Genomic DNA, 25609 nt, shown 5'->3' with positions numbered 1-25609 from the left:
TAACCGGTATTAAAGTAAGATTGCGGCATTTATGCTGGGTCTTCACCGGAACATGGCAGTAAGTTAGGCCTAAAAGTGGAGCTATAGAAATATATCTCACGCCTGCTTACTAATTTAAAAGCAATACAATTTGGAGTTATTGCAATGGCTTATAAGCTAAAAAGTCACAGTGGCGCTGCTAAGCGTTTCAAAAAGACTGCTTCTGGCGGTTTCAAGCGTAAACAAGCGCATCTTCGTCATATTCTGACTAAGAAAACTTCTAAGCGTAAGTTACACCTACGTCCTAAGATGATGGTTCATAAAAATGACCATGGTCTAGTTTCACGTATGTTACCGTTCGCTTAATAGGGGTTTTTAGAAATGGCAAGAGTTAAACGCGGCGTTGTCGCACGTGCACGTCACAAAAAAGTTTTAAAACAAGCAAAAGGTTACTACGGAGCACGTTCACGTGTTTACCGCGTAGCTTTCCAGGCTGTTACTAAAGCGGGTCAATACGCTTACCGTGACCGTCGTGCGAAGAAACGTACTTTCCGTCAATTATGGATTGCACGTATCAATGCTGCTTCACGTCAAAATGGTCTGTCTTACAGCCGTTTTATCAATGGTCTTAAAAAGACATCTGTAGAAATCGATCGTAAGATCCTTGCAGATATCGCTGTTTATGACCAAGTTGCATTCGCAGCGCTTGTAGAAAAAGCAAAAGAAGGCCTAGCCGCTTAAGCTTTTTCATATAAGTATTAAAAAAGGAGCCTATGGCTCCTTTTTTTGTGCCTGTAATTTAATAACTTACACTTTTTTATAGCTGAGCTAAATCGGCTTTTTCAAATTAATACCCATCTGCTTATATTAGCTCTATTTATCGATAAAAAGATACGTTAGAGCAGGGCGAAATTCACTATTTAGTTGTTCTTGGCAATTGCTCCATCATTGCTCACTCTCCTGGATCCATGCAGACGTATATCAGACATTTTTGACGCTGTTAGCGTCAGATGTAATCCGTTAAATTGATTAAGTATTTTTACGAGTTGGTATAAATAGTTATGTAATGAATTACTGTACATTAATAACGTTATATAGCCTTAAAAGACAGGTGTGAATGAGTGACATGTAATTGGCTGCATTTTTTTGTTGAATCACCGCAGTTTCCTCATTATAAAAAATTTAGTTGATATAATTTATATAATTAAGGCGTTTGTTAGAGAATTTTATGTTTGCAAGTTTACTAGTTTTATCTGCAAGTGTGGCGTATGACGCACACTTACCTCCATTAATTGAGTGGCAGGGGAAAAGCGTAGAGCTTTTACAAAAACAAGGGCCGTTAACTACTGATTTTGAGTTGTCAGAAGGTGAAGCGTCGCCAGATTATGCAAATACAATGGCATTTGTAGATAGATTAGTTGCTGCAAACCCTACTCAGTTTCAATCTCAAACCATTGGCTATAGTAATAGCAAGCGTGCAATAAAAATGTTGATTGCCAGTGAACAAGGTTTTTTTGAAGCAAGGCAAATGGCTAATAGCACTAAGCCAACTATTTTTATTCAGGCAGGAATACATTCTGGTGAAATAGACGGTAAAGATGCCATGTTTATGTTACTCAGAGATATAGCGACGGGTAAGCGCCGTGACATTTTAAAAAAGGTAAATATATTATTTATTCCTATATTAAATGTAGATGGACACGAACGTAGTAGTGCATTCAATCGCATCAATCAACGGGGCCCTACAAAAATGGGCTTTAGAACAAATGCTAATAACCTTAATTTAAATCGCGATTTTACTAAATTAGATACCCCAGAAGTTAGAAGTGTTTTAAAGGTTATTAACGACTACAACCCAAATTTATACATTGATGTACACGTAACCGACGGCGCAGATTACCAATACGATGTGACTTATGGCTACAATCCGGTATTTTCAAGCGAGTCGCCTGCGGTATCTGATGCACTAAACCAGTTTTTTAAGCCTCTGATTGACGATACGCTAGCTAAGCAAGGGCACATGCCAGGGCCACTTGTTTTTGTTATGGACAAGCGCGACTTTAAAAAAGGATTAGCGGGATGGGTTGCTACGCCGCGCTTTTCAAATGGTTGGGGTGATTTAAAGTCATTACCGACTATTTTAGTTGAAAATCATTCATTGAAGCCTTACAAGCAACGTGTATTAGGAACTTACGTATTTTTAGATGGTGCTATTACTGCGCTATCAAAGCACAGTCATGAATTAGCTAATGCAGTAAAAAAAGAACAGGAATTTGTTCCTAAACAGTTAATAGTAAAGCGTGGCTATTCCAAGCAAGCTGATACGATTGCGCAGTTTAAAGGTATTGAGTATTCATCAAGCATGAATGCGCTCTCAGGCCAAAATGAAGTGAAGTATTTGGGTAAAGTACATACATATACCGACTTACCTATTTATTGGCAAAAAGATGTACAACATACAGTTGAAGTACCTAAAGCTTTTTTTATTCCGCCTGTATATCGCAATATTATTAAGAAACTAAAGTTACATGGTGTCTCTATTAATAAACTTGAAGGGGCAAACACACAGCCTTTAAAAGTAGCAAAGGTGGCAGACTACACGTTTGATAAAGCACCATTTGAAGGCCGTTTTAGAGTGTCAGCAAGTTTTGATTATGTCCCAGCTATAAATGTAGATTTAGATGGTTGGTATCAAGTCAATACTCAACAAAAAGCAGGTGAGCTTGCTGTGCATTTATTGCATCCTGAAGCACCAGATTCGTTTTTTGCATGGGGGGAATTTAATACTATTTTTCAGCGTACTGAGTATATGGAAAACTATGCACTAATTCCGTTTGCACGCCAAATGCTAAAAGACAATCCAAAGCTAGCGCTTAAGTTTGATGAAAAGCTTAAAGATAAATCGTTCGCAAGCGACGCTGATGCGAGATTAAACTGGTTATATGAGCAAAGTCCATTTTATGATCAAGCGTACTTAAAGTACCCAATATTGATGTCATTTGAAGAAGAAGTTGTTATCCCGGATCAAAAAAGTAAAGAAATCTAATATGCAAATTATAACCATACCCGTCACTGCATTTGCACAAAATAGTCGTATTATTTGGTGTAGTGAAACTAAACAAGCCGTAGTCATAGACCCAGGTGGCGACCCTGATAAAATAGTAGCAGCCCTTAATGAGCATAAACTAGAATTAAGTGCTATTTGGTTAACGCACGGGCATTTAGATCATGTGGGTGGGGCTGATATTTTACGTAATCAATTTAACGTACAAATTATTGGCCCACAAAAAGATGAGTACTTCTGGTTTGAAAACTTACCTATGCAAGCACAAATGTTCGGGTTTAAACCCATTGAGCCTTTTTATCCGGATATTTGGCTAAACCATAACGACACCGTGAGCGTAGGTAAACTTAGCTTTTTAGTGAAGCATTGCCCAGGGCATACACCTGGTCATATTGTGTTTTATCAACAAGACAATGAATGCGTTATTGTAGGTGATGTTATTTTTAAAGGCTCAGTAGGGCGAACTGATTTCCCTAAGGGGAACAGCGAACAACTTATAGAGTCGATTAAGACGCATATTCTAACCTTACCTGATAATACTAAAATATTGGCAGGGCATGGGAGCGACACTACGGTTGGATTTGAAAAACAAACAAACCCTTTTGTGAGTGGTAAGTTTGGTTAAGTTACTTATTTGAAGTTTGGCAAACTGCATAAAAATTAAAAATAAGCAGACTGAGTTTTAAAATGATTGTATAATTTAACCAGTTTATTTGATAAATAAGAAATAAAATGTCTCTAAATCACGTAGATCGCCAAATATTGGCACTTTTACAACAAGATGCTAGTTTATCAACCGCAGAAATTGCTGATAAAGTAGGCTTGTCTCAGTCTCCATGCTGGCGTCGAATTGCCAAGCTAGAGCAAGATGGTTATATAAAAAGCAAAGTGGCTCTTTTAGATGAGAAAAAACTTGGCTTTGATATGCTTGTATATGCACATGTGCGCTTATCAAATCACGGTAAAAAGAACCTTGCTGAATTTGAAAAACTTATAATGAGTTATGATCAAGTAACAGAGTGTTACACCATGGCCGGAACAATGGACTTTATGCTACGCATAATTTCACAAGGCATAGAAGGTTATGAGCACTTTGTACGCGATAATTTACTAAGCTTAGAATATGTACAAGAAGTACATTCTAATGTAACAATGACATGTGTAAAACGCAGTACTTCCCTCCCTTTATAAAAGCACTTCTTTTAAAAGCTAAACCTCTTTTAGTTTAGTTTAACCACATAATGACAATTGTTAACTGAGCGCTAATTTGGTAGGATTTAGCGCTTTTTTTGATACCCATTACACCATTTGAGGAACTCAATGTTTAACTTACTCAGTAGGGCGCCTAGCTCTGCTAAAAACGATATTCTATCTGGATTAACTGTGGCGCTAGCCTTGGTGCCAGAAGCTGTTGCGTTTGCCTTTGTTGCAAATGTAGAACCTTTAGTTGGTCTATATGCCGCGTTTATCGTTGGTTTAATCACGGCTATATTTGGTGGCCGCCCTGGTATGATTTCAGGTGCAACCGGTGCACTAGCTGTTGTTATGGTAAGTTTAGTGCTTGATCATGGTGTTGAGTATTTATTTGCGACCGTATTGCTCATGGGCATACTGCAGATACTCGCGGGTGTATTTAAACTCGGTAAATTTATCCGCATGGTTCCTCATCCGGTAATGCTTGGTTTTGTAAACGGCTTAGCTATTGTTATTTTTCTTGCTCAGTTAGGACAATTTAAAGTGCCTGATGGTATGGGCGGACAAGAATGGATGACGGGTAACTCGTTATATATTATGCTTGGTTTAGTGGCTTTAACCATGGCTATTATTCAGTTTTTACCTAAACTAACAACGGCTGTACCCTCTACATTAGTCGCTATTATTACAGTGACTGCTTTAGTCATTGGTTTGGATTTAGAAGCGCATACTGTAGTTGATTTCTTAAAAGGAATGACAGGCGACGAAGCTGCAACAATTGCAGGCGGTTTACCTCAGTTTCATATTCCTATTGTGCCGTTTACTTTCGAAACGCTACAAATTATTTTTCCTTATGCACTTATTTTAGCGGCTATTGGTTTAATTGAATCATTATTAACGCTTAGCTTAATTGACGAGATTACAGAAACTCGCGGTCATAGTAATAAAGAGTGTATAGGCCAAGGCGCTGCAAATATTACTTGTGGTATGTTTGGTGCTATGGGTGGTTGTGCAATGATTGGTCAATCAATGATCAACATTAACTCAGGTGGTCGTTCTCGCTTATCGGGTATAAGTGCTGCATTGATGTTGCTTGCGTTCATCATATTCGCTTCAAGCTTAATTGAGATGATCCCACTAGCTGCACTTGTTGGTGTTATGTTTATGGTTGTATTAGGTACGTTTGAATGGGCCAGCTTTAAAATGATGAAGCGTGTGCCTCTATCTGACGCTTTCGTAATAGTACTTGTATCGGGTGTGACGGTTATTACCGATTTAGCGATTGCAGTATGTGTAGGTGTTATTGTATCTGCATTAGTATTTGCTTGGCAGCATGCTAAGCACATATACACAACTAACTATATTGATGAAGAAGGCGCTAAAGTATATGAGTTACATGGCCCGCTTTTCTTTGGTTCAGTTAAAAACTTTGCAGAGTTATTTGATGTTAAAAATGACCCTAAAAATGTAATTGTTGAATTTAAGCATAGCCGCGTATCTGATCACAGTGCAATAGAAGCAATTGACACACTTGCTGATAAGTACACAAAAGCAGGTAAACAACTTCACTTACGTCACTTAAGTAAAGACTGTACGCAGTTGTTGCATAAAGCACGTGATTTGGTTGAAGTGAATGTGATTGAAGATCCAACATACAAAGTAGCATCAGACAAACTAGCTTAATTTACACAAAGCTATTGATATTTAAAAAGCGGAAGGTGGATAACCTTTCGCTTTTTTAGTGTATCTACTATTTGTTTGCGGTAAGACTATTAAAAAGCAAGGTAGGCTGTAGTGCTATGCAAACTCATAAATCTATATAATAAGACTATCTAATTTTATTAAAATCAGCCCTACATAGGTAAGAATAATAAAGAATAACAAGCGCCTATTTTATGGAATTAGTCTTTAACTATACGGAGTAAACATCTATTTTGAACTGGCAATCTTTAGTCGATAACAGACAACGCTTTTTTTGGCTTTTGCAAATTGCAGGCTGGATTGGTTATGCGTTAGTAAATTATATTGGCTCTAAAGTATTTGAAATGCGTGATATATACGTATTTGTTATTTTATTGAATGCTTACGCTGGTTGTTTGATGACAGTGCCGCTTAGGTATATTTACCGTAAAATTTGGAATGCCTCGCCTTGGGTATTAATGATTGTAGTATTTGGTGCCTCTTATATAACGGGCACTCTATGGGCTGTCGTTCAAAAATTTAATTTGTGGGAAATATACCGCCATGGTTATAGACCAGAGGAGTGGTTTTATTACCTGCAGCAAGGCTTAGATTCTGTATATATTATTTTATGTTGGAGTGGTTTGTACTTTGGTGTTAAATATTATCAGTTATTACAAAGTGAGCGACAAAAAGCACTAAAAGCCACAACTATGGCACACGAAGCGCAATTAAAAATGCTTAGGTATCAGCTTAACCCCCATTTTTTATTCAATACACTTAACGCTATTTCTACTTTAATTTTGGTTAAAGAAAACAAAGATGCTAACTTAATGGTAGCAAGGTTAAGTGACTTTCTACGTTATACATTAAATACCGATCCAATAAAAAAAGTACCGTTAGAGCAAGAGTTACATGCGCTCATGCTTTACTTAGAAATAGAACGTGTACGTTTTGATGAGCGATTAAAGGTAAATGTAGATATAAGCGAGCAAGCTAAAGAGGCTTTAGTACCGAGCTTAATTTTGCAACCTATTATAGAAAACGCGATTAAATATGCTATTGCCCATCTAACAGAAGGTGGAGTAATTGATATAAAAGCACAGGTATTTGCGAATGAGTTATTACTAGAAGTGGGCGACAACGGCCCAGGTACTGACATACTCGATGGCCAATTAGTTAACGCTCAAGGCGTAGGTGTCGCTAATACCAAAGATAGATTAAAAACGTTGTATGAAAATAATTATTCGTTTGTATTATCACATAATACGCCAAGTGGATTAAAAGTTAATCTGCGAGTACCTTTTGAGAAGGCTGTGAAAAATGACTAAAATAAAAACACTCATTGTTGATGATGAACCGTTAGCACGAAAAGGTTTAGCGGTAAGGCTCGAAGAATACTCTGATATTGAAGTAATTAAATTGTGTAGTTCAGGCGCTGATGCAATTGAAATGTGTCAAAGCGAGAAAATTGATTTGGTTTTTTTAGATATTCAAATGCCAGGTATGAATGGCTTTGAAGTAGCAAGAGCCCTTAGCGAAAGCTCAAAAGCATTACCAGCGATCGTATTTGTAACGGCCTTTGACCAGTTTGCTGTAAAAGCGTTTGAAATTCATGCTCTCGATTACATTTTAAAACCCGTTGATGATAACAGACTAAAACAGGCGGTAGAAAAAGTGCATACCTACTTAAAAACGCAGCAAGACAACGCCCATAAGAAAAAACTAGCGAGTTTTGTAGCCGGTATTACTGGTAACAATTGCGAAGAAATACTTAAAAAATTAGCCACTGGCGATATGCTAACAGACAGACGTTACCCAGAATCGCTTGCTGTAAAAGAGCAGGGTGAAATTATTCGTGTACCAGTAGCGACTATCCAATGGGTAGATGCAGCAGGTGACTATATGTGTTTGCACTGTGAAGACGGACAAACGCATATTCTACGTAAAACAATGAAAGAGCTTGAGCAAGAGCTCGACCCTCAGTTATTTGTGCGTGTACATCGCAGCGCAATAGTAAATACAAAACAAATTAGTAAACTGGTTACACAAGTAAGTGGTGAGTATTTATTAGTACTTGAAAATGGCCAAGAATTAAAAGTGAGCCGTAGCTACCGAGATAAGGTTAAAGCGGCGTTAGCAAGTTAAAGCTAACGCTTTTATTACAGACACAAAAAATGCGAGCTAAGCTCGCATTTTTTATATTCGGCGTTTAATTACGCAACAGTTACAATTTTCATTGTGTTAGTTGCGCCCACAGTTTCCATTGAGTCACCGTGAGTAATAATTACTGTATCGCCAGACTGTAAAGACCCTTGAGAAACTAAAGTATCAAGCGCGGCTTTTACCATACCGTCTTTTTCAGTTTTTGTAGAATCAAAAAATACTGGGTAAACACCACGATAAAGTGCTGTTTGACCTAATGTACTCGCATGACGTGAAAGCGAGTAGATTGGTAAGCCTGAGCTGATACGCGACATTAATTTAGCCGTACTACCAGATTCAGTAAGTGTGATAATTGCTTTAACAGAATCTAAGTGATTAGCTGCATACATAGCAGAAAGCGCAATTGATTCAGCATTGTTAGAAAAGCGACTATCTAAACGGTGTTTAGAAACGTGCGTTTCTTTTTGCGATTCAGCACCTAAACAAACGCGTGCCATAGTCGCAACTGTTTCTTCAGGATAATCACCTGCAGCTGTTTCAGCTGAAAGCATTACAGCATCTGTTCCATCAAGAACAGCATTTGCAACATCCATAACTTCTGCACGTGTAGGCATAGGGTTATCGATCATCGATTCCATCATTTGCGTTGCTGTTACTACAGTACGGTTTAATGAACGAGCACGACGAATAATTAGTTTTTGCTTGCCCATAAGAGCAGCATCACCAATTTCAACACCTAAATCACCACGAGCAACCATTACAGCGTCAGACGCTAAAATGATGTCATCAACAGCTTCTTGGGTTTCAACGGCTTCAGCACGTTCAATTTTAGCAAGTAACTGTGCTTTTGAACCAGCAGCTTCAGCAAGTGAGCGTACGTAGCGCATATCGTCGCCACTACGTGGGAATGATACGGCAATGTAATCTACGTCAATTTCAGCGGCAGTTATTAAATCTTCTTTGTCTTTTTCAGTAAATGCTGGAGCAGTTAAGCCACCACCTAAACGGTTAATACCTTTATTGTTAGATAAAACACCGCCAACAGTGACTGTACAATGCACTAAATGCCCAGCTACTTCATCAACACTTAATTGAATAAGGCCGTCATTTAGAAGTAGTAAATCGTTAGGGCTTACATCGTTAGGTAATTCTTTATAATCAATACCTACAGAGTTTATGTCGCCTTCGCCTTTTTCCATTTTTGCATCAAGGGTAAATTTTGCACCCACAGCAAGCGTTACTTTACCTTCTTTAAAAGTAGAAACGCGGATTTTAGGGCCTTGAAGGTCAGCAAGGATAGCAATATGCTTGCCTAATCTTTTTGCAATATCGCGTACAGCTTGTGCACGGTCTTTATGATCTTGGGCAACACCATGTGAGAAGTTTAAACGTACTACATTAGCCCCAGCGATAATAATTTTTTCTAAGTTGTTATCTCTATCGGTAGCAGGTCCAAGGGTAGCGACTATTTTCGTGCGTCTTAGCATCAATTTCTCCTGTTTGCTTGGTGAAAGCATGTTGACGTTATTTTGTTGACTTAAAATATCTATATTAGAATAAAATATTTTAGTTATGTGCAAACTTCAAAGGTTTGCCACTATTTTATACAAAACTATTGTGTCATCATTATGACACCGGTGTCAGAATGCGTCAATGATCTTAATTTCAATTAGCTTTGCTTTTAGTCACCCCGAGACCATTGATGTTTGATATAATTACGTAGCTTATTTATCTGTAATAAAAAAGCATGTTGTATTGACTCATAATTAGTATTTTATGACTGTATGAGTATAATGCACGCGGTATTATTTAATTTATACACTGAATTTTCTAACCAAATAGTTGTTACCGAGGAGGACACTAGATGCAAGTTGCATTAGTAGGGTTAGGCGTTATGGGAAAAAATCTTGCCCTAAACTTGATTGAAAAAGGGATAACGCTAGTCGCTTATGACAAAAACCCACATGCGGGTGAAGAGTTACTAAGTTGTGCTAAATCTCAAGGCATGGCTGATAGGCTTCACATTGTCTCTGATTTAAGAGACATGGTAAGGCGTTTAGAGGCACCTCGTTCTATTTTATTACTTGTTCCTGCTGGTGAGTTAGTTGATACAGTTTGTAATGAACTTGTAGAGGCCGGCGTTAACTGTGACGATATGATTGTCGATTGCGGTAATAGTAATTATAAAGACGGTATAACGCGTAAACTTAAATACCAAAATAAATTTGAATTTGCCACTATGGGAATTTCTGGCGGTGCAGAAGGCGCTCGCCATGGTCCTGCAATGATGGCAAGTGGTTCTGAGGGTGGTTGGGAACGTATTGAGCCATGGTTTGAAAAAGTAGCTGCTAGCTATAATGGCGACTCGTGTTTTGCACGTGTTGGTCAATCAGCAAGTGGTCATTTTGTAAAAATGGTTCACAACGGTATTGAATACGCACTTATGCAACTTATTGCAGAAGTGTACCAATTACTTCGTTTAGGCACTAATCGTTCTCCAAAAGAAGTGGCTGAGATATTTAATGACTGGTCAGAAGGTCAATTAAATAGCTACTTACTGTCTATTTCTAGCCACATATTGTCACTTGAAAATCATAATAATGTACCGCTTGCGGACTTAATTGATAATAAAGTTGGCGCTAAAGGTACTGGTCTTTGGACTGCGCAAAATGCACTAGAACTTGGTATTGCAGTTCCTTCACTTGTTGCTGCTGTACAAGCTCGTCATTTAACTAATGCATGTAATACAACGGCAGCACAAGAGATGACGTATGCATCTAAATCAACTAACAATGTTGAAATTGATTTAGAAGAGCTAAAAGAGGCGTTCTTACTTGCAAGCTTACTAGCGTATCGCCAAGGTTTAGCGTTAATTAAAGGTGCATCACGTACTCATCAGTGGAAAGTTGATTTATCTAAAACGCTTCAAACGTGGCGTGCTGGTTGTATTATTCGTGCTGACTACCTTGATAGCGTTGCACAAGGTGTTGAATTTATTGATACCCTTGAGAAAGAGTCTAACTCTTTGCGCAAAATTACCGGACAAGCAATAATGACTGGTTTAGCATTCCCTGTATTGGGTGCTACACAAACGTATTTAGCAACATTAACCACACCGAGTAATGGGCATTTAGTTCAAGCCCAGCGTGATTACTTTGGTGAGCACGGCGTTAAAACCCATAGCGGTGAAACATGCCATTTAACTGACTTAGTAGATATCGACGCTAAAGTTAGGTAATAAACAGTTGTTTAAAACGATAAAGGCACGCTATTTAGCGTGCCTTTTGTATTTTAGGCGCGGTGAGATTTAACGGCTTAATTCACCACGTAAATTGTCTTGCATTAAATGACGAATCGTCTCGACTTCTAGCTTTTGGCTAAATAAATAATGTAATTTAGTTAAACACGCTTCAAGGGTCATATCGTATCCACTAATAACACCAATATTTAACAGTGCATTACCCGTTGCATAGCCGCCCATATTTACATGGCCTTTTAAGCACTGGGTTAAATTAACAATAACGACGCCACGTTTACTTGCTTCTTCAAGTATTGATAAAAAGTTAGGATCTTGCGGTGCATTACCTACACCAAAACTAAGCAACACCAAGGCTTTAATATTGCCATTAACTAAGCTTTTAACCACTTCTTGACTAATACCAGGGTATAAATAAAGCACACCAATGGGTTGAGGTGTAATAGGAGTAACTTGCAGCTCATTTTCAACATAAGGACTAAGTTGGCCTTTAATAAGTTGAATACTAATACCCGATAACGCTAAGGGATCAAGATTAGGCGACGCAAATGCATTAAATCCATCGGCGTGGGCTTTAGTTGCTCTGTTACCTCTAAACAGTTGGTTATTAAAAAATAGACTTACTTCTGCAATTGGATAATTTGCCGCTAAATACATTGCATTCAGAAGGTTTACTTGACCATCTGAGCGTAATTGAGAAAGCGGAATTTGTGAGCCAGTTACAATTACAGGTTTAGTTAGATTTTCGAACATAAACGATAGTGCTGAGGCTGTATACGCCATTGTATCGGTGCCATGAAGCACAACAAAACCATCATAATCTTGGTATTTATCTTTAATGTCATCAGCAATAAGTTGCCAATGCTCAGGAGACATATCTGAAGAATCTATAAGAGGGCAGTATTCGTGAATATCAAACAAAGGCATTTCATCACGGTTAAACTCTGCGTTGTTTACTACGGTTTCTGTTAAAAAACCTTCAGCAGGAATATAACCTCGACTCGATTTTTTCATACCTATAGTACCGCCAGTATAAGCGATATAAATGCGTTTACGTTTCATAAAAAAAGCCCAGTAAAAAAACTGGGCTTAGTATAACGTTAAGTAACTTTAAATACAGCTGATTAGGTAAAGCTATGCACTTTTATTGTGCAACGTTACACACTAAACAGCGTGCATATACACCTTGTGGATCGTTGTAATCTTTAAGGTTTTCAACTTCAGTACTTAATTGGTTAATAACGCTTTGCAAGTTAGCTTGCGTTGCTAACACAGATGTTTTTTGTGTTTGTAAACCAAGCATCGATTTAATAGACGCGTTACCAAAAATATTTTGAATCATTTTTTCTTGCGAGCTTAAATCTTGTTTAATGGTTTTAACTTCATAGTGATTAAGTTTTGCAAGTGCTGCAGCTGCTTTTATAGCATCTTGTTTATCACCAAGTTTGTCTACTAAACCTAGTTCAAGTGCTTGAGATGCAATCCATACGCGGCCTTGGGCAATTTTATCAACTTGCTCAGGCGTCATATTACGGGCATCAGCGACAACATTTAAAAAGCGACCGTATGCTTCTTCAACGCTCATCTGAATTACTTGACCCATTTTTTCGTTTAGGGGACGAGTGATAGAAAAACCAGCCATTTCGGTTGTTGCAACGCCATCTGAATAAACACCAATTTTAGATAAGGTTTTTTCAAATGTCATAAACGTACCAAATACACCAATTGAACCTGTAATAGTACTCGGTGCTGCCCAGATTTCGTTTGCAGCAGAGGCAATCCAATAACCACCTGATGCAGCTACAGAGCTCATAGAGGCAATAACAGGCTTACCAGCAGCTTTAAGCGCTAATACTTCTGCACGAATAACTTCAGAGGCAAACATACTACCGCCACCTGAATCAATGCGCAGTACGACCGCTTTAACTTTGTCATCAAGGCGTGCTTTACGAAGTAGGGCTGCTGTAGAGTCGCCACCAATTTCTCCAGCTTTACGCTCACCATCCACAATTGTACCTTTAGCAACTACAACGGCGACTTTTTCGGTAATAGGGTTATCAAATTCAATCGGTGGTTTAACTAAGCTTAAGTATTCACGAAATGAAACTTGCTTAAATGTTTTGCCATCTTCTTGTGCGCCAACTAAATCAATTAATTGTTTGCGAACTTGTTGATTTGTTTTTAAAGAATCAACCCACTGGTGGTCAAGTGCATATTTACCTGCATCGCCATCTGCAGCTTTCATTTTTTCAAGATATACGTCCATTGTCTCGTCGAAATTTGACTCATCAAATGGGCGAACCGCAGCAACATCTTGTTTGTATTCGCTCCAAAGAGCGCCTAACCAAACACGGTTAGCTTCTTTGGCTGCTTCAGACATGTCGTTACGAATGAAAGGTTCTACTGCTGACTTAAATGTACCAACACGGAAAATATGCTGCGTTACTTCAAGCTTTTCAAGTGCATCTTTAAAGTAAAGCGGATACATGCCGTAACCTTCAATACCTACGCTACCGTATGGGTGCATAGCTATTTCATCAGCATGTGATGCAATATAGTATTGTGCTTGGGTATAGTAATAACCCGATGCAATCACTTTTTTGCCAGCTTGTTTAAATGCATCGATAGCATTGGTAATTTGCTTAAGTTTGTTTAAATGCGCTTTAGGCATTTCTTGTAAATCAAGCAGCATCACCGTAATGCGATCGTCTTTAGTCGCTTCGTTTATTACTTCAACAATATCGTCAAGTAATATTTCGCTTGGCGCTTCAGAACCAGAAGTAGCATCACTAATTGCAGCTTCGACCGGATCTATGTATGTTTTTTCTTCAACAATAGGGCCATTTAGGTTAAGCCTAAGCACAGAGCCATTTTCAACTATTATTTTATCGTCGTCACTTGAGAGTGACACTAAGAAAACAATTACCAGTAATAAAAACAGAATGTTGAGTATTAAACGACGAGAAAAGTTAATTCCAGCCCAAATACCTTTAAATACCTTTGCTATCAAAATAGCTCCTTAATTTGGTACAGTTAATACATTAGTTCCATCTTAGCCTAGAATAAAAATAAATTTAACTGCTAAATCGTAACGAAGTGTTTATGAGGTGCTATTAATACATGTTTTTATGGCTTTTTTTAATTAAATGAAGGCACATATTGCTTATTACTTGCCATTAAAGCAGAATTAGCTAATGTATACAGGTTAGACCAGTTAACGGGGCACAAGATGTTAGAACAACAATTACAACTAAAACACACACAATTACGTAACCGCTTAGTGATGGGCTCAATGCATACAGGCCTTGAAGAGGGATGGCATAACCGCAAACGCTTACGTGCATTTTACGAAGCACGTGCAAAAGGCGGTACCGCAATGTTAATTACGGGCGGATACAGCCCTAATTTACGTGGCAAATTAACACCTATTTCATCTTCATTTAATAGTTATTACGATGTATTTAAGCACCGCGCTTACACAGATGCTGTGCATAAACACGGCGGAAAAATTTGTTTGCAATTATTACACGCTGGACGTTATGCGTACCATCCATTCAATCAGGCACCAAGTGCAATAAAAGCACCTATTAATCCTTATAAACCTAAAGCGATGTCGCTTGGCTCGATTAAAAAAACAATTAAAGACTTTGCGCACTCTGCCTATATGGCTGAAAAAGCTGGCTACGATGGCGTTGAAGTTATGGGTTCTGAAGGGTATTTGATTAATGAGTTTATGGCGCCGCACACCAATAAACGTGAAGATGAATTTGGTGGCAGCCTAGAAAATAGAATGCGACTTGCGCTTGAAATAGTTAAAGCTGTAAGAGCAAAAGTATCTGAGCAATTCTTAATCATTTTTAGATTGTCGGTTATTGATTTAATCCCAAACGGTTCAACACCAGAGGAAGTTGTCATACAAGCTACCGAGCTTGAAAAAGCGGGTGTTGATATATTTAACACAGGTATTGGTTGGCACGAAGCGCGTGTACCAACTATTGCCAGTATGGTGCCGCCAGGTGCATTTAAAGAAGCATCAAAACGTTTAAAAGACGTGGTGAGCGTGCCAGTTATTGCTGTTAACCGAATTAATACTCCAGAAATAGCTAACGATATTTTAAATGCAGGCGAGGCTGATTTAATTTCGATGGCAAGGCCGCTACTTGCCGATCCAGAGTTTTTTAATAAATACGCAAATAATCAATCTAAGCAAATTAATATTTGTATAGGGTGTAACCAAGGTTGTCTAGATCACGTATTTAAAAATAAACGTGCTACGTGTTTAGTTAATCCACAAGCTGCATTTGAGCTAGACTACCCGTTAGAGCAAGCAACCAAAGCTAAAAACGTATTAGTAGTCGGCGCAGGCCCTGCTGGTTTATCGGCAAGTTGTTACTTGGCTCAAAAAGGGCATAACGTCACGCTAATTGACCAAAAACCGCAAATGGGTGGCCAATTTAATTTAGCCATGCAAATACCAGGTAAAGAAGACTTTAACCATACTCTTACTTACTTCACTAATGAGCTTGAGCGATTAAAAGTAACTGTAGAGCTTGGTAAAGCTTATGACGATTCAATGCTTAAAAGCTATGATGACATCGTATTTGCAACTGGCGTTAGGCCGCGTGAAGCCTCTATTAAGTGTAGCGATAATAAGCGTGTATTTGCTTATGACGAAGTTATACGCGGCGAAGTAGAGCTGGGTAAATCAATTGCTATTTTAGGTGCCGGTGGTATAGGTTTTGATATGGTTGCGTTTTTAAGCGAACATAAATCGCAAACTATTAGCGAGTTTAAAACGCAATGGGGGATTGAGTGTGAAGCCCAACCTCATAAAGATGAACGTCAATTGTATATGTTAAAACGCAGTACGGGTCGTTTTGGTAGCGAGCTTGGTAAAACAACGGGTTGGATACATCGCCAAGTTGCTAAGCAGCATGGCGTTAAGCAAATTGCTGATTGCCAATACCAAAGCTTTGATAAAAGCGGACTAACTATTAATGTTGCTGGTGAAACTCAAGTACTGCCAGTAGACACGGTTATTGCCTGTATTGGCCAGGTTTCTAATAACGAAGTGCTAGAAAATTACACAGATAACGCAAAGGTACATGTTATAGGCGGAGCTAAACTAGCTGCAGCTATTGATGCTAAACGCGCTATTTTTGAAGCACTTCAGGTCGCTAGAAGTATTTAACCTTTGTAAATAAATTGAAATAGTTTATCAATTCATGCGGTCTTTGCTGTTTATAGTCTATAACTTAATAAACAGTGAACACACAGGATACGCATGAATAAACTAACCAATCTTTATGATGCAATATTGGGTAAACTATCATTTTTAGATGGTTTACCTGCATTGCTATTTCGCTTGATTTTAGCCCCTGTTATGATCATTGCAGGTTATAACAAACTTGCTATAAGCGGTGAGACAGAAGGTTTCTTTGATAACTTTTTAGCATCTCCAGATGTAGTTCAATGGTTTGGTAATAATGAATGGGGTTTAGGATTACCGTTTCCTGACTTACTAGCTTTTTTAGCTGGCTGGAGTGAATTTTTAGGAGGTTGGTTTTTATTACTTGGCCTTTTAACTCGCTTGGTCAGTATCCCACTTATGTTCACAATGGTTGTCGCTGCAACCTCAGTGCATTGGCATAATGGTTGGTTTGCAATAGCACCAACTAATCCAGAAACAAGTGCTGCGCAAGTGCTCGATTGGTTATCAATTCCGGGCGCTAAAGAGAGCCTTGAAAACTCACTAGAAGTACAAGACCGAATAGGTAAAATTCGTGGCTTAGTTGAAGAACACGGGTTTCCTGATTATCTATACGAAAAGGGCAAGCCGTCTATTTTAAACAACGGTATAGAATTTTCGGCAATTTATTTTGCTATGCTTCTTAGCTTGTTTTTTATGGGCGGTGGGCGTTTTGTTAGTATAGATTACTGGTTAAGGCGAAATATTGTAAAAGAATAACGTATTTAATCTACTTTACTAACGGCCGCATAGCTTAACCCTTTGCGGCCGTTTTGCATTTTAATTTCTCGGTATTTATTTTTTAAGGGTTTAAATGTTACTCTAGCGTTTTGAATTTTGAGGAATCGTTATGAACGCTATCGAGCTTTTACTTACCCGCCAATCAGACTCTAAACTAACAGAGCCGGGCCCTACGCCTGAGCAGCTCGACATAATTAAGCAAGCAGCATTACGTGTTCCTGATCATGGCTGTATAGCACCGTGGCAGTTCATTGTTGCTCAAGGTGATGCACGCAATAAACTGGGTGAAATTTACCATCAAAGTGCAGTGGCAGAGCAACAAGAAGAAAAAGTAATTAACCGTGCTAAAGAGCTTCCCCTTCGTGCGCCTATGATTGTAATAGCAATTGCTAAATATCAAGAACGCCCAAAAGTTCCTCGAATAGAACAAGTACAAAGCGCAGGCTGTAGTGTATTAGCGATGCAACAAGCTGCATTTGCCCAAGGGTTAGGCGGTGTTTGGCGCACAGGCTACTTTGCACAAAGTAGCGCGGTTAAAAAAGCGCTTAACTTACATGAGCAAGATGAAATAGTAGGGTATTTATATATAGGTACACCCGAAGTCGATTGTAAAAAGTCGCCTCGCCATAAGCCAGAACACTATTTTAGTAATTTGTGAAATAGTATGAACTTTGCGCAACTTACATAGTCATAATTCATTAAGGTTACAAAGAGTATTATTTAAAAGTTAATGACTTGGCTGTAAGAAGCGCTTGGAAGCACTAAATTTACTAAATCTTCTTCAGTTTGTTTTTTAATCGGTTGTTTTTTGATACATTATGGAAAGTCTTAATAAAAATAACGATAAAGAAGACGAAAACTATGGGAAATTTATTTTTACGTGAAAAAGAGAATTGGCTAGCATGGTCAATTTGGGGAATCATTGGTGCTTTTGTAACACTGTATGTTGCAATGAGCACAAATGCATCACACTTTATAGCCGGTTCAGCGATGGGTATGCTTGTGTTGTTAACATGGTGGATGCACCAGTCCAAACGTTTCGACTTTGGGCGTGCATTTAAAGTATGTTGCTACGTTTTATCGCTTAGTGTGCTACCAGCTTTTATGTTTGTTGTAGTACCAAGTGATGATTTAAATCGATTCGATTTAATTTTTCAAGGCGTTACCTTTACCGCACTGAGTATATTGGCTTGTTTAATCTGCTCTTGGATTGCTCGTAGACCTAAACAATATTATTAATGTGTTTAACTTTAGTCCATTAACTACACTTTTATTAAAATGAAGAGCTTAACAAAAGAACAAAGTGGGTCTATTTTATCCAATATGTTAATATTTTATATTAATTTCTATTTAGCTCTTTACAAGTTATGTATTTAGCCATATTATTCGCGGCGTGCGGAGAGATGGCAGAGTGGTCGAATGCACCGGTCTTGAAAACCGGCATGGGTTTATAGCCCATCTAGGGTTCAAATCCCTATCTCTCCACCATTATTTAAAAAAAACCGCCTTATGGGCGGTTTTTTGCTTTGTGGAGTTTCTAAATGACTAAGGCAACAAACCTACCAACCTCGCAGAAATTAATAAAACATCTTTTATTATGGACGGTATTTGGTTACTGCTATCAAAGTGCTATTAGCTTATTAGTAAAAATGGCTATAGATGCTCAACCAGAGTATCCATTAATTACCGCTTTAATTTATGGTGTTGGTTTTAATATTTTAGCTGCCCATCTTATTACCAAATACGATAAGCATTGGCCAGTTATTGGCTCTGTTTTTATTGGTTGTATAGGGCTGCTTGTAGTGCCATTTTTACTGTTTGGCGAATCAGGATTACTAACAATGCCTCTACTTGTTGGAATTTTATTCAGTTTGCCGCTTTGTAGTTATATTGTTGGCCTAATTAAGCTAAAACTCAGCAAAAACTAGCCCCAAACGCGGTTTATTTTGTGATAGCATAGTCGCGTCTTTTAACTAACAAAACGTGAAAAACACATTATGTCAGATAATTTTACTACAGATGCTGAAAAAGCAAGTTACGGTATTGGCTTACAAATGGGTGAGCAACTTAAGTCTAATCCTTTTGAAGGCTTAAACCTAAATTCAGTATTTGAAGGCATGAAAGATGCGTACGCTGGTAGCGCATTTCAAGTTGAGATCCCTGAGATCCAAGCTGCATTTGAAAAAATAAACGAAGAGATTCAAGCTCGTCGTGAAGAAGAGTCTAAAGTACTTTCTGCAGAAGGTATTTCATTCTTAGAAGAAAACGCAAAACGTCCTGAAATCACAGTAACTGAGTCTGGTCTTCAATACGAAGTACTAGCAACTGGCGAAGGCGAAAAGCCAACAGCTGAGTCTACAGTACGTGTTGATTACCACGGTACACTTATTAACGGTACTGTGTTTGATAGCTCATACGAGCGCGGTCAACCAGCTGAATTTCCAGTTGGTGGCGTGATCAAAGGCTGGACTGAAGCATTACAAATGATGCCTGTAGGTACTAAATGGCGTATCTACGTTCCTCATGAGCTTGCTTATGGTGAACGTGGCGCAGGTGCTGCAATCGCACCTTTCTCAACGCTTGTATTTGATGTTGAGCTACACGAAATCATTTCTTAAATTAAATAAATTTTAATTTAAGAATTTAAAAAGCCGTATTCAATTTGAATACGGCTTTTTTGTGTTTGTAATTTAAGAGTTTTATACCAATTAGCTTAATTAAGTGATCTATTTTTCGCTAAGAAAATTGTGTCGATAACAAGGCAAAAATTTCGTTGTTTAGTTGTTACCACTAATTGCTCTTGCATTGCTCTACCTCCAGCATCCATGCAGTCGTATATCAGAAATTCTTAACGCAGTTAGCATCAGGTTTAATCCTTCAAATCGATTAAGTATAACTGCGTGTTGATATTATATATTCTAAAAATAAAAAAAACCGCATTAATAAAATGCGGTTTGTAAATATATAAACTAAAAACTATTTTTAATTATTAAAAATAACCACGAACACCAAAGCGGAAGTTTCTGCCAGGTAGTGGGGCTTTATCTTTAATAAATGAGCTATGCACAAAGCCTAACTCATCAGTAATGTTATCCACGTTTATATAAAGCTGTGCATCTACACTGCCTAAACCTAATTGGTAATTCGCTTGTGCATCAAATAACGTATAGCCGTCCGTTTTTGTTTCAAATGCAGTTACATCGTTTTGATCAAAGTAATGAGTACCCGTCAGTGTTAGTTGTAAGTCACCTAAATCGTACTGTAACTCAGAGCCTAATTTATTGGCAGGAATACGCGGTAAGTTGCCTTCGTCGTCTTTTAGTTTTGCACGAGTTGAGTCACCAAATACTTTAACCATAGCGCTTGGGGTTACTTGGTAATGTGCGTCAAACTCAATTCCATAAAGCTCTGCGTCTTTACTTGTAAACTGATAAACCGCAACAGCATCGTCATGTGCACCAATAGCTGATTCTAAACCATCTTCTTCATCGTAAACTAACCCCGTATTTTCTTGGAAATAAAAGTTTTTAATATCGTTATAGAAAAAGTTAACGGTGTAACCAAAATCACCGCTAAAACGTCTAAAGCTTAAATCTAGGTTTGTTGAGGTTTCTTGCTTGATATTTTCTGGCTCAAAATGCGCTTCATTATCTTCAATGTTGTAACCAAGACCTAGCTCATAAGTGCCAGTTGCAATGTGTAAACCATTTGATAAAAGCTCTGCCGAAAGTGGTGCTCGTTCTGAATGAGAAATACTTGTCGCAATACTATGACCCGGCTTGTACTGCCAAATGGCACCGGCAGAGGCGCTTAAATTGGTAAAGCTTTTATTGTATCCAATAGTTTCTTCGTCGCTATGATCTATTTCTACTTCATCGTGGCTATGTTCGTGTGCCGTGATTTGGCTTTCAATTTTGTAATCTTCTACACGTGCACCAAGCTCTATTGTCACGTCGCCAAATTCACGCTCTTCTAGTAAATATAATGCGTTAGTTGTAGTTACACTCGCGGGTGTAAATGCTTCTTCACCAATTGCATCGTAGTCAGAATCGCTGTAGTGATAGCCCATCATTCCGTGCCAATCAGCAAACTTATGCTCTACATTTAAACGTGCTTCAGTCGTTTTATTTTTAAAAGTAGTACCAATTTCGCCATCTTCAATTTCGCTGTGTGAATAATCTGTATAGCCAACACGTAGGTTGATGGTTTCAATCCAGTTATTATGAAGAGCGTAACTTACAAGCCCTTGCCAGCGGTCTTGCTCTAAATGTGCGTAAACTGGCTCTTCAGCAGCTTCATCTTCATGTTCTGCATGCTCTTCTTCAGTTTCACCTTCGTGATCGTGATGATGCTCATGCCCAGGAATACCGTAATCAGTCTCAATGCTACCGTAAGAAAAACCAATCGTTAAGTGATCGCCAACATAGCTGGTACCAAAGTTGAGTGTTTCGCTATCAATAAAAGTATTTTCTACCGAGCTTTCGGTTTCAACATCGCCATCATCGTCGGCAATAGTAAAGGTCGGTGTTTGGTAATCATCGCCGCTGCGCTTAGTACCATCAAAATGAAAGTTAAAGCCTTCATTACCTGTTTCAAGTTTTGCAGCTACGGTGTTTGAATTTGACACCGTATCGTGGCTGTATTCAGCAGCGCCTGTAAGCTCGTCGATATTGCTAGTAGGAATACGGTTATCAACCACGTTTACAACGCCACCAATTGCACCAGAGCCATAAAGTAGGGTACTTGGACCGCGCAACACTTCAATTTGCTCTGCCGCTAGGCTGTCGCTTGATGTCGCGTGGTCTGGGCCAATTCGCGACGCATCGCTGGCATCTAATCCATTTTGTGTGATTTTAACGCGAGGGCCATCTAAACCACGAATAATTGGGCTTGATGATACAGGGCCAAAGTAACTTGCATTTACGCCTGGTAAACCTTTAAGAGTTTCGCCAAGTGTTGGTTTAGATTTATTTCTTAATTCATCACCAGATAGCACACTTACAGGAGAAATCATTTCTAGGCTGTTCTTATGAAGTGCAGAGGCATAAACAACCACTGTTTCAACCGATGTTGGTTTAAGTGACACAGACAGATTATTTGAAGATTCGGTAACAGCAATACGAGAGTCGATGTAGTTGTCTTTACTAATATGTAATTGGCTGTTTGCATCTATATCGATAGCAAACTCGCCTAAATCATTACTTTTAACGCTTTGGTTTTTGCCATGGACATGGATAGAGGCATTTTTAATAGGTTGATTTTTATCATCCATTACTTTACCAGTAACGGTTGCAGCCAAAGCTGATTGAGAACATAAAACAGAAAAAATAGCAGAGGAGATTAATGTTAACTTTGTCATGGATATATTGGTTCGTGGTTATTATGTTGTGATATAATATAACACCGCAAAATTAACGAATCAACAATGTTATAGTATAACTTTGAATTTTGCGATGAATAATCTAAAAATGACGATTAAGCCAATATTATAAAAATTCAAATAATAGGTTTGTGAATAGAAAACTTATCTATTTGACCGAAGAACTCATAGCGCTAACCGGTAAACCTATGTATTTAATAGCGGCTATCTATCATTATCGCATCTAGTTTATGCTGCGCTCTTGTCTGATTTGTTATATCTACAGATTCAATCATTTCGCATTCGTCGCGGATCATCTCTGAAATAAGACTAGGGTAGTGGCGGCAGTCTTCTGGGCGGTCGAGGTAAATACTGCAGGTATACATATTTTTAGCGAGAGGATCTTTTTTAGGCGCAATTTCTAAAAATGGGCACACTTGAAGTCTTAAGCCTGTTTTTGGGTCAAACCAAATTTCGTTGTTTTTAACGTATTCATAAATTTCGGGGTTAAAAAGCTCCCATAAATCTATTTCTTCTTTTGTTGCGCTTAAATCGCCGCCGCCATATTTAATACAGCATTTACCACACTGGTTGCATTCTTTCATAATTGGCTAATTTAATTGGCTGTTAACGAATTTAAGTTAGTTATTAGTGTAGCACCAAATTTATTATTAACGCTCTACTGAATTTACCCATCCTTTCATTTTTGGGTGTGTAAACAATAGTTAGATACAATAACTTAAGTTAAAACCCCTTGTTACATTTTATATAGTACAGGCTTTATTTAATGGTTTACTCTAAAGGTAGCGAAAAATGTTACAAACCCCGCTTGAGCAACTGTGTGATTGTTAAATGTTGCTGAGCGCGGATACCTAAGCAGGGCGTTATTATGAAAGAGGCTGTCACTAAGTTAAAAACAGAATTTAATGCAAAGTTATTGTATTGGAACAATCTCAAAAGTAGCAAAGCTAAAGCGGCAATCATCCTATTATTTTCAGTTGTCATTGCACTTAAAGTGTTTACGACCATTTTTACGTTGGATTGGGTTGCAAGTTTATTCAGCGTGTAAGTTTACCAAGAGTAATTGCGATAAAGTTTAATCACAGAGTGTTTAACGCCTACGCGATGTTCATTATTAATGTATTATTACGCTATACACCAAATTAAATAAATCAGTTGTTTAAATACGTTTTATAATGACTGTAATGATACATTTTAGCTAAATTGAGTGAGTAAATGAGTTTAGCTGCATTAAAGGATAACCAGTGATGATGAATACAAAAGTATATAAAGCGGTACATGATCTAGCAGAAGATTTAATGGCGGCGGCTAACAAAAATAACCGTGAAAAGTTTGAGTCGTTATTTGCTCAATTAAAAGCTATTTGTATTGAAAACGAAAACACCTCAAAAGATCACCCTGTACAATGGGAAACTTTAGCTGATTTTACCGAAGAGTTAGAAGAGGCAATTACTACTTACGAAAAAGCATTAGAAAAGTCGATTGCGATTAATAACAAAGATCACATGTCGTCGGTTTCTTTTTCAATGGCTACATTACAGCTTGAGCTTGGCCAAAAAGATGAAGCTATTAAAAACCTTCAAAATGCTAAAGTCAGCGCCAATAAAATTGAAGACAAAGAGCTTAAAGCTGAAATACACGACCTACTAGAGTCGCTTATTGAAGAAGAAGGTTAAATACATAAAAGTATAACTTATCCATATAAAATGTGATTTTTGTGGATTTAGCTTGAGCTTAATAAAGCGCTGATGGTCTATACCCTCAGCGTTTTTTTATGTTCGCTATAAATACTAAACCAAAAGAAAAGGCTTACTATTGAGCTAGCTTATTCATAAAATCGATAATGTACTTTGCAATTTCTACTGGTTTTTCTTCAACGCTAAAGTGCCCTGAATCGAGTAAATGCAGTTCAGCGTTCGGTACATCTTTTAAGTATGCTTTAGCGCCTTCGGCTATAAACGCAGGGTCGTTTTTACCCCATACAATTAACGTTGGTGGTTGGTACTTGCGTAAATAAGCTTGCCACTTTGGATAGTCGAGAAGGTTGTTGTAGTAATCTTGTAGCAATTGCACTTGAATTACTCTATCGGCTTTGGTTTGTAAAAAGTGAAGATCATGCGTCCAGCTATCTGGGCTCATCACTTCTGGGTTACTTTGTACGTCTCGTAAATACTGCTTATTAATAATGGCTTGTTCAGACGTGAACGAATAAATTTTATCTTGCTGAGCTTTCGAACTATCTTCATTCGCGGCTTTAAAAAATGCTTGCCTCGGTAGGGTTAGCCCCTCTAAATACGCATTACCGTTTTGTACAATAAGTGCATCAAGTTTATTAGGGTTATTTAACAACATTCTAAAGCCTACAGGTGCCCCAAAATCTTGTATATATAGGCTGTAGCGCTTTACTTTAAGCGTTGTTAGTAACCCTTCAACGTATTGAGCTAGTAATTCAAAAGTATATTTTTGAGTTTCTGGGTTTGGGCGTTCGCTGTATCCTGAGCCTAAATAATCGGGTGCAATTACATGATAACGACCTGATAAAAGCGGGATCAATTCTCGGTAGCTGTGTGAAGACGACGGATAGCCATGTAAAAGCACAATGGTTTGCTTATTCTGGATGCCAGCCTCTCGGTAAAATATCTTTTTACCGTTTACATTTGCATATTTGTAAGCGGTTTTTGAAGGCCATACAGCATCAGCGGCATATACCTGAGCGGTAAGCGTAGACATTGAAACTAATAAAAACACAATAAATGAGACGATGTGAGCAGGTTTTACTTTAAGATTTTTTTGTATATCTGGGTGCATAAGTAAACTCGTTATTTTTGGTAATGACGCTTTATTAATTTACCAGACCCGTTATTTACACAATTGCATTCAGTTAATAATTACAAGTTACTA

Annotated in this window: 23 protein-coding genes and 1 tRNA gene; 18 read left to right on the top strand and 6 right to left on the bottom strand. The window is 38.1% G+C overall.

All coding sequences use genetic code 11. From position 1 onward, the window contains the following. Positions 1 to 144: 144 nt before the first annotated feature. From rpmI to AAEY68_RS03025, 8 genes are all read left to right on the top strand, one after another. The gene (gene rpmI, locus AAEY68_RS03060; protein ID WP_002960713.1) at positions 145 to 345 is read left to right on the top strand and encodes a 50S ribosomal protein L35; all 201 of its coding nucleotides are present in this window, start codon (positions 145 to 147) and stop codon (positions 343 to 345) included. A gap of 15 nt (positions 346 to 360) precedes the next feature. After that, complete coding sequence (rplT, locus tag AAEY68_RS03055; RefSeq protein WP_002960711.1) at positions 361 to 720, top strand: 50S ribosomal protein L20; 360 nt, start codon at positions 361 to 363, stop codon at positions 718 to 720. A gap of 487 nt (positions 721 to 1207) precedes the next feature. Beyond that, positions 1208 to 3025 carry a M14 family metallopeptidase gene (locus AAEY68_RS03050; protein WP_350585441.1) on the top strand — a complete coding sequence of 606 codons (1818 nt, stop codon included), beginning with the start codon at positions 1208 to 1210 and terminating at the stop codon, positions 3023 to 3025. A 1-nt stretch (position 3026) separates the two neighbouring features. Continuing rightward, positions 3027 to 3668, top strand: coding sequence for an MBL fold metallo-hydrolase (locus AAEY68_RS03045; protein WP_024592375.1), 642 nt, complete (start codon positions 3027 to 3029; stop codon positions 3666 to 3668). A 107-nt stretch (positions 3669 to 3775) separates the two neighbouring features. Further along, the gene (locus AAEY68_RS03040; RefSeq protein ID WP_007375323.1) at positions 3776 to 4234 is read left to right on the top strand and encodes an Lrp/AsnC family transcriptional regulator; all 459 of its coding nucleotides are present in this window, start codon (positions 3776 to 3778) and stop codon (positions 4232 to 4234) included. A gap of 129 nt (positions 4235 to 4363) precedes the next feature. Further along, positions 4364 to 5920, top strand: coding sequence for a SulP family inorganic anion transporter (locus tag AAEY68_RS03035; RefSeq protein WP_350585440.1), 1557 nt, complete (start codon positions 4364 to 4366; stop codon positions 5918 to 5920). A 251-nt stretch (positions 5921 to 6171) separates the two neighbouring features. Continuing rightward, positions 6172 to 7248, top strand: coding sequence for a sensor histidine kinase (locus tag AAEY68_RS03030; protein WP_165725850.1), 1077 nt, complete (start codon positions 6172 to 6174; stop codon positions 7246 to 7248). Further along, on the top strand, positions 7241 to 8065 hold the full coding sequence (locus AAEY68_RS03025; protein WP_007582688.1) for a LytR/AlgR family response regulator transcription factor: 825 nt from the start codon (positions 7241 to 7243) through the stop codon (positions 8063 to 8065). The genes AAEY68_RS03030 and AAEY68_RS03025 overlap by 8 nt, the downstream gene beginning before the upstream one ends. 68 nt (positions 8066 to 8133) lie before the next feature. Here the strand turns inward: AAEY68_RS03025 and pyk are convergent, their stop codons facing one another. Then, complete coding sequence (pyk, locus tag AAEY68_RS03020) at positions 8134 to 9570, bottom strand: pyruvate kinase (protein WP_007582689.1); 1437 nt, start codon at positions 9568 to 9570, stop codon at positions 8134 to 8136. A 377-nt stretch (positions 9571 to 9947) separates the two neighbouring features. Between pyk and gnd the strand changes: the two genes are divergently transcribed. Then, positions 9948 to 11321 carry an NADP-dependent phosphogluconate dehydrogenase gene (gnd, locus tag AAEY68_RS03015; protein WP_010554474.1) on the top strand — a complete coding sequence of 458 codons (1374 nt, stop codon included), beginning with the start codon at positions 9948 to 9950 and terminating at the stop codon, positions 11319 to 11321. Positions 11322 to 11390: 69 nt separating this feature from the next. On the opposite strand, the gene ansA is transcribed toward gnd, so the two are convergent. Next, a complete protein-coding gene (gene ansA / locus AAEY68_RS03010) occupies positions 11391 to 12401 on the bottom strand; it encodes an asparaginase (protein WP_007582693.1) in 1011 nt (336 codons plus the stop codon). A gap of 82 nt (positions 12402 to 12483) precedes the next feature. After that, a complete protein-coding gene (gene sppA / locus AAEY68_RS03005) occupies positions 12484 to 14349 on the bottom strand; it encodes a signal peptide peptidase SppA (protein ID WP_024590136.1) in 1866 nt (621 codons plus the stop codon). A gap of 219 nt (positions 14350 to 14568) precedes the next feature. Here sppA and AAEY68_RS03000 point away from each other — a divergent pair, with 219 nt between their 5' ends. The 7 genes from AAEY68_RS03000 (at position 14569) to bamJ (ending at position 19946) form a co-directional block, all read left to right on the top strand. Next, positions 14569 to 16530: an oxidoreductase gene (locus AAEY68_RS03000; protein WP_350585439.1), complete on the top strand. Its 1962-nt coding sequence runs from the start codon at positions 14569 to 14571 to the stop codon at positions 16528 to 16530. Positions 16531 to 16623: 93 nt separating this feature from the next. Beyond that, positions 16624 to 17307: an HvfX family Cu-binding RiPP maturation protein gene (locus tag AAEY68_RS02995; protein WP_007582701.1), complete on the top strand. Its 684-nt coding sequence runs from the start codon at positions 16624 to 16626 to the stop codon at positions 17305 to 17307. Positions 17308 to 17437: 130 nt separating this feature from the next. After that, complete coding sequence (locus tag AAEY68_RS02990; RefSeq protein WP_350585438.1) at positions 17438 to 17986, top strand: NAD(P)H nitroreductase; 549 nt, start codon at positions 17438 to 17440, stop codon at positions 17984 to 17986. 203 nt (positions 17987 to 18189) lie between these two features. Continuing rightward, positions 18190 to 18567, top strand: a complete 378-nt coding sequence (locus AAEY68_RS02985) for a hypothetical protein (RefSeq protein WP_007582705.1) — start codon at positions 18190 to 18192, stop codon at positions 18565 to 18567. Between the two features lie 158 nt (positions 18568 to 18725). Then, positions 18726 to 18816 (top strand) — tRNA-Ser (locus AAEY68_RS02980). Between the two features lie 53 nt (positions 18817 to 18869). Continuing rightward, the gene (locus AAEY68_RS02975; protein ID WP_350585437.1) at positions 18870 to 19256 is read left to right on the top strand and encodes a hypothetical protein; all 387 of its coding nucleotides are present in this window, start codon (positions 18870 to 18872) and stop codon (positions 19254 to 19256) included. Between the two features lie 69 nt (positions 19257 to 19325). After that, complete coding sequence (gene bamJ / locus AAEY68_RS02970; RefSeq protein ID WP_007586200.1) at positions 19326 to 19946, top strand: BamJ family beta-barrel-assembly machinery protein; 621 nt, start codon at positions 19326 to 19328, stop codon at positions 19944 to 19946. A gap of 371 nt (positions 19947 to 20317) precedes the next feature. Here bamJ and AAEY68_RS02965 read toward each other — a convergent pair whose 3' ends face one another. Beyond that, complete coding sequence (locus AAEY68_RS02965) at positions 20318 to 22687, bottom strand: TonB-dependent receptor (protein WP_350585436.1); 2370 nt, start codon at positions 22685 to 22687, stop codon at positions 20318 to 20320. A 215-nt stretch (positions 22688 to 22902) separates the two neighbouring features. After that, entirely contained in the window at positions 22903 to 23292 is a 390-nt protein-coding gene (locus tag AAEY68_RS02960; protein ID WP_024590141.1) for a YkgJ family cysteine cluster protein, read from the bottom strand. A gap of 284 nt (positions 23293 to 23576) precedes the next feature. On the opposite strand from AAEY68_RS02960, the gene AAEY68_RS02955 reads away from it, so the two are divergent. Beyond that, positions 23577 to 23756 (top strand): hypothetical protein, encoded by a 180-nt coding sequence (locus tag AAEY68_RS02955; RefSeq protein WP_024590142.1) that lies wholly within the window; start codon positions 23577 to 23579, stop codon positions 23754 to 23756. 199 nt (positions 23757 to 23955) lie between these two features. After that, positions 23956 to 24384, top strand: coding sequence for a hypothetical protein (locus tag AAEY68_RS02950; RefSeq protein WP_007586178.1), 429 nt, complete (start codon positions 23956 to 23958; stop codon positions 24382 to 24384). A gap of 136 nt (positions 24385 to 24520) precedes the next feature. Here AAEY68_RS02950 and AAEY68_RS02945 read toward each other — a convergent pair whose 3' ends face one another. After that, positions 24521 to 25516, bottom strand: a complete 996-nt coding sequence (locus AAEY68_RS02945; protein ID WP_350585435.1) for an alpha/beta fold hydrolase — start codon at positions 25514 to 25516, stop codon at positions 24521 to 24523. Positions 25517 to 25609: the final 93 nt, after the last annotated feature.

The organism is Pseudoalteromonas sp. RB2-MNA-CIBAN-0110 (assembly GCF_040309305.1).
Taxonomy (GTDB): Bacteria; Pseudomonadota; Gammaproteobacteria; order Enterobacterales; family Alteromonadaceae; genus Pseudoalteromonas; species Pseudoalteromonas arctica.
Note: the sequence above shows the minus strand (reverse complement) of the source record. Positions and strands in the feature narration are given on the sequence as shown.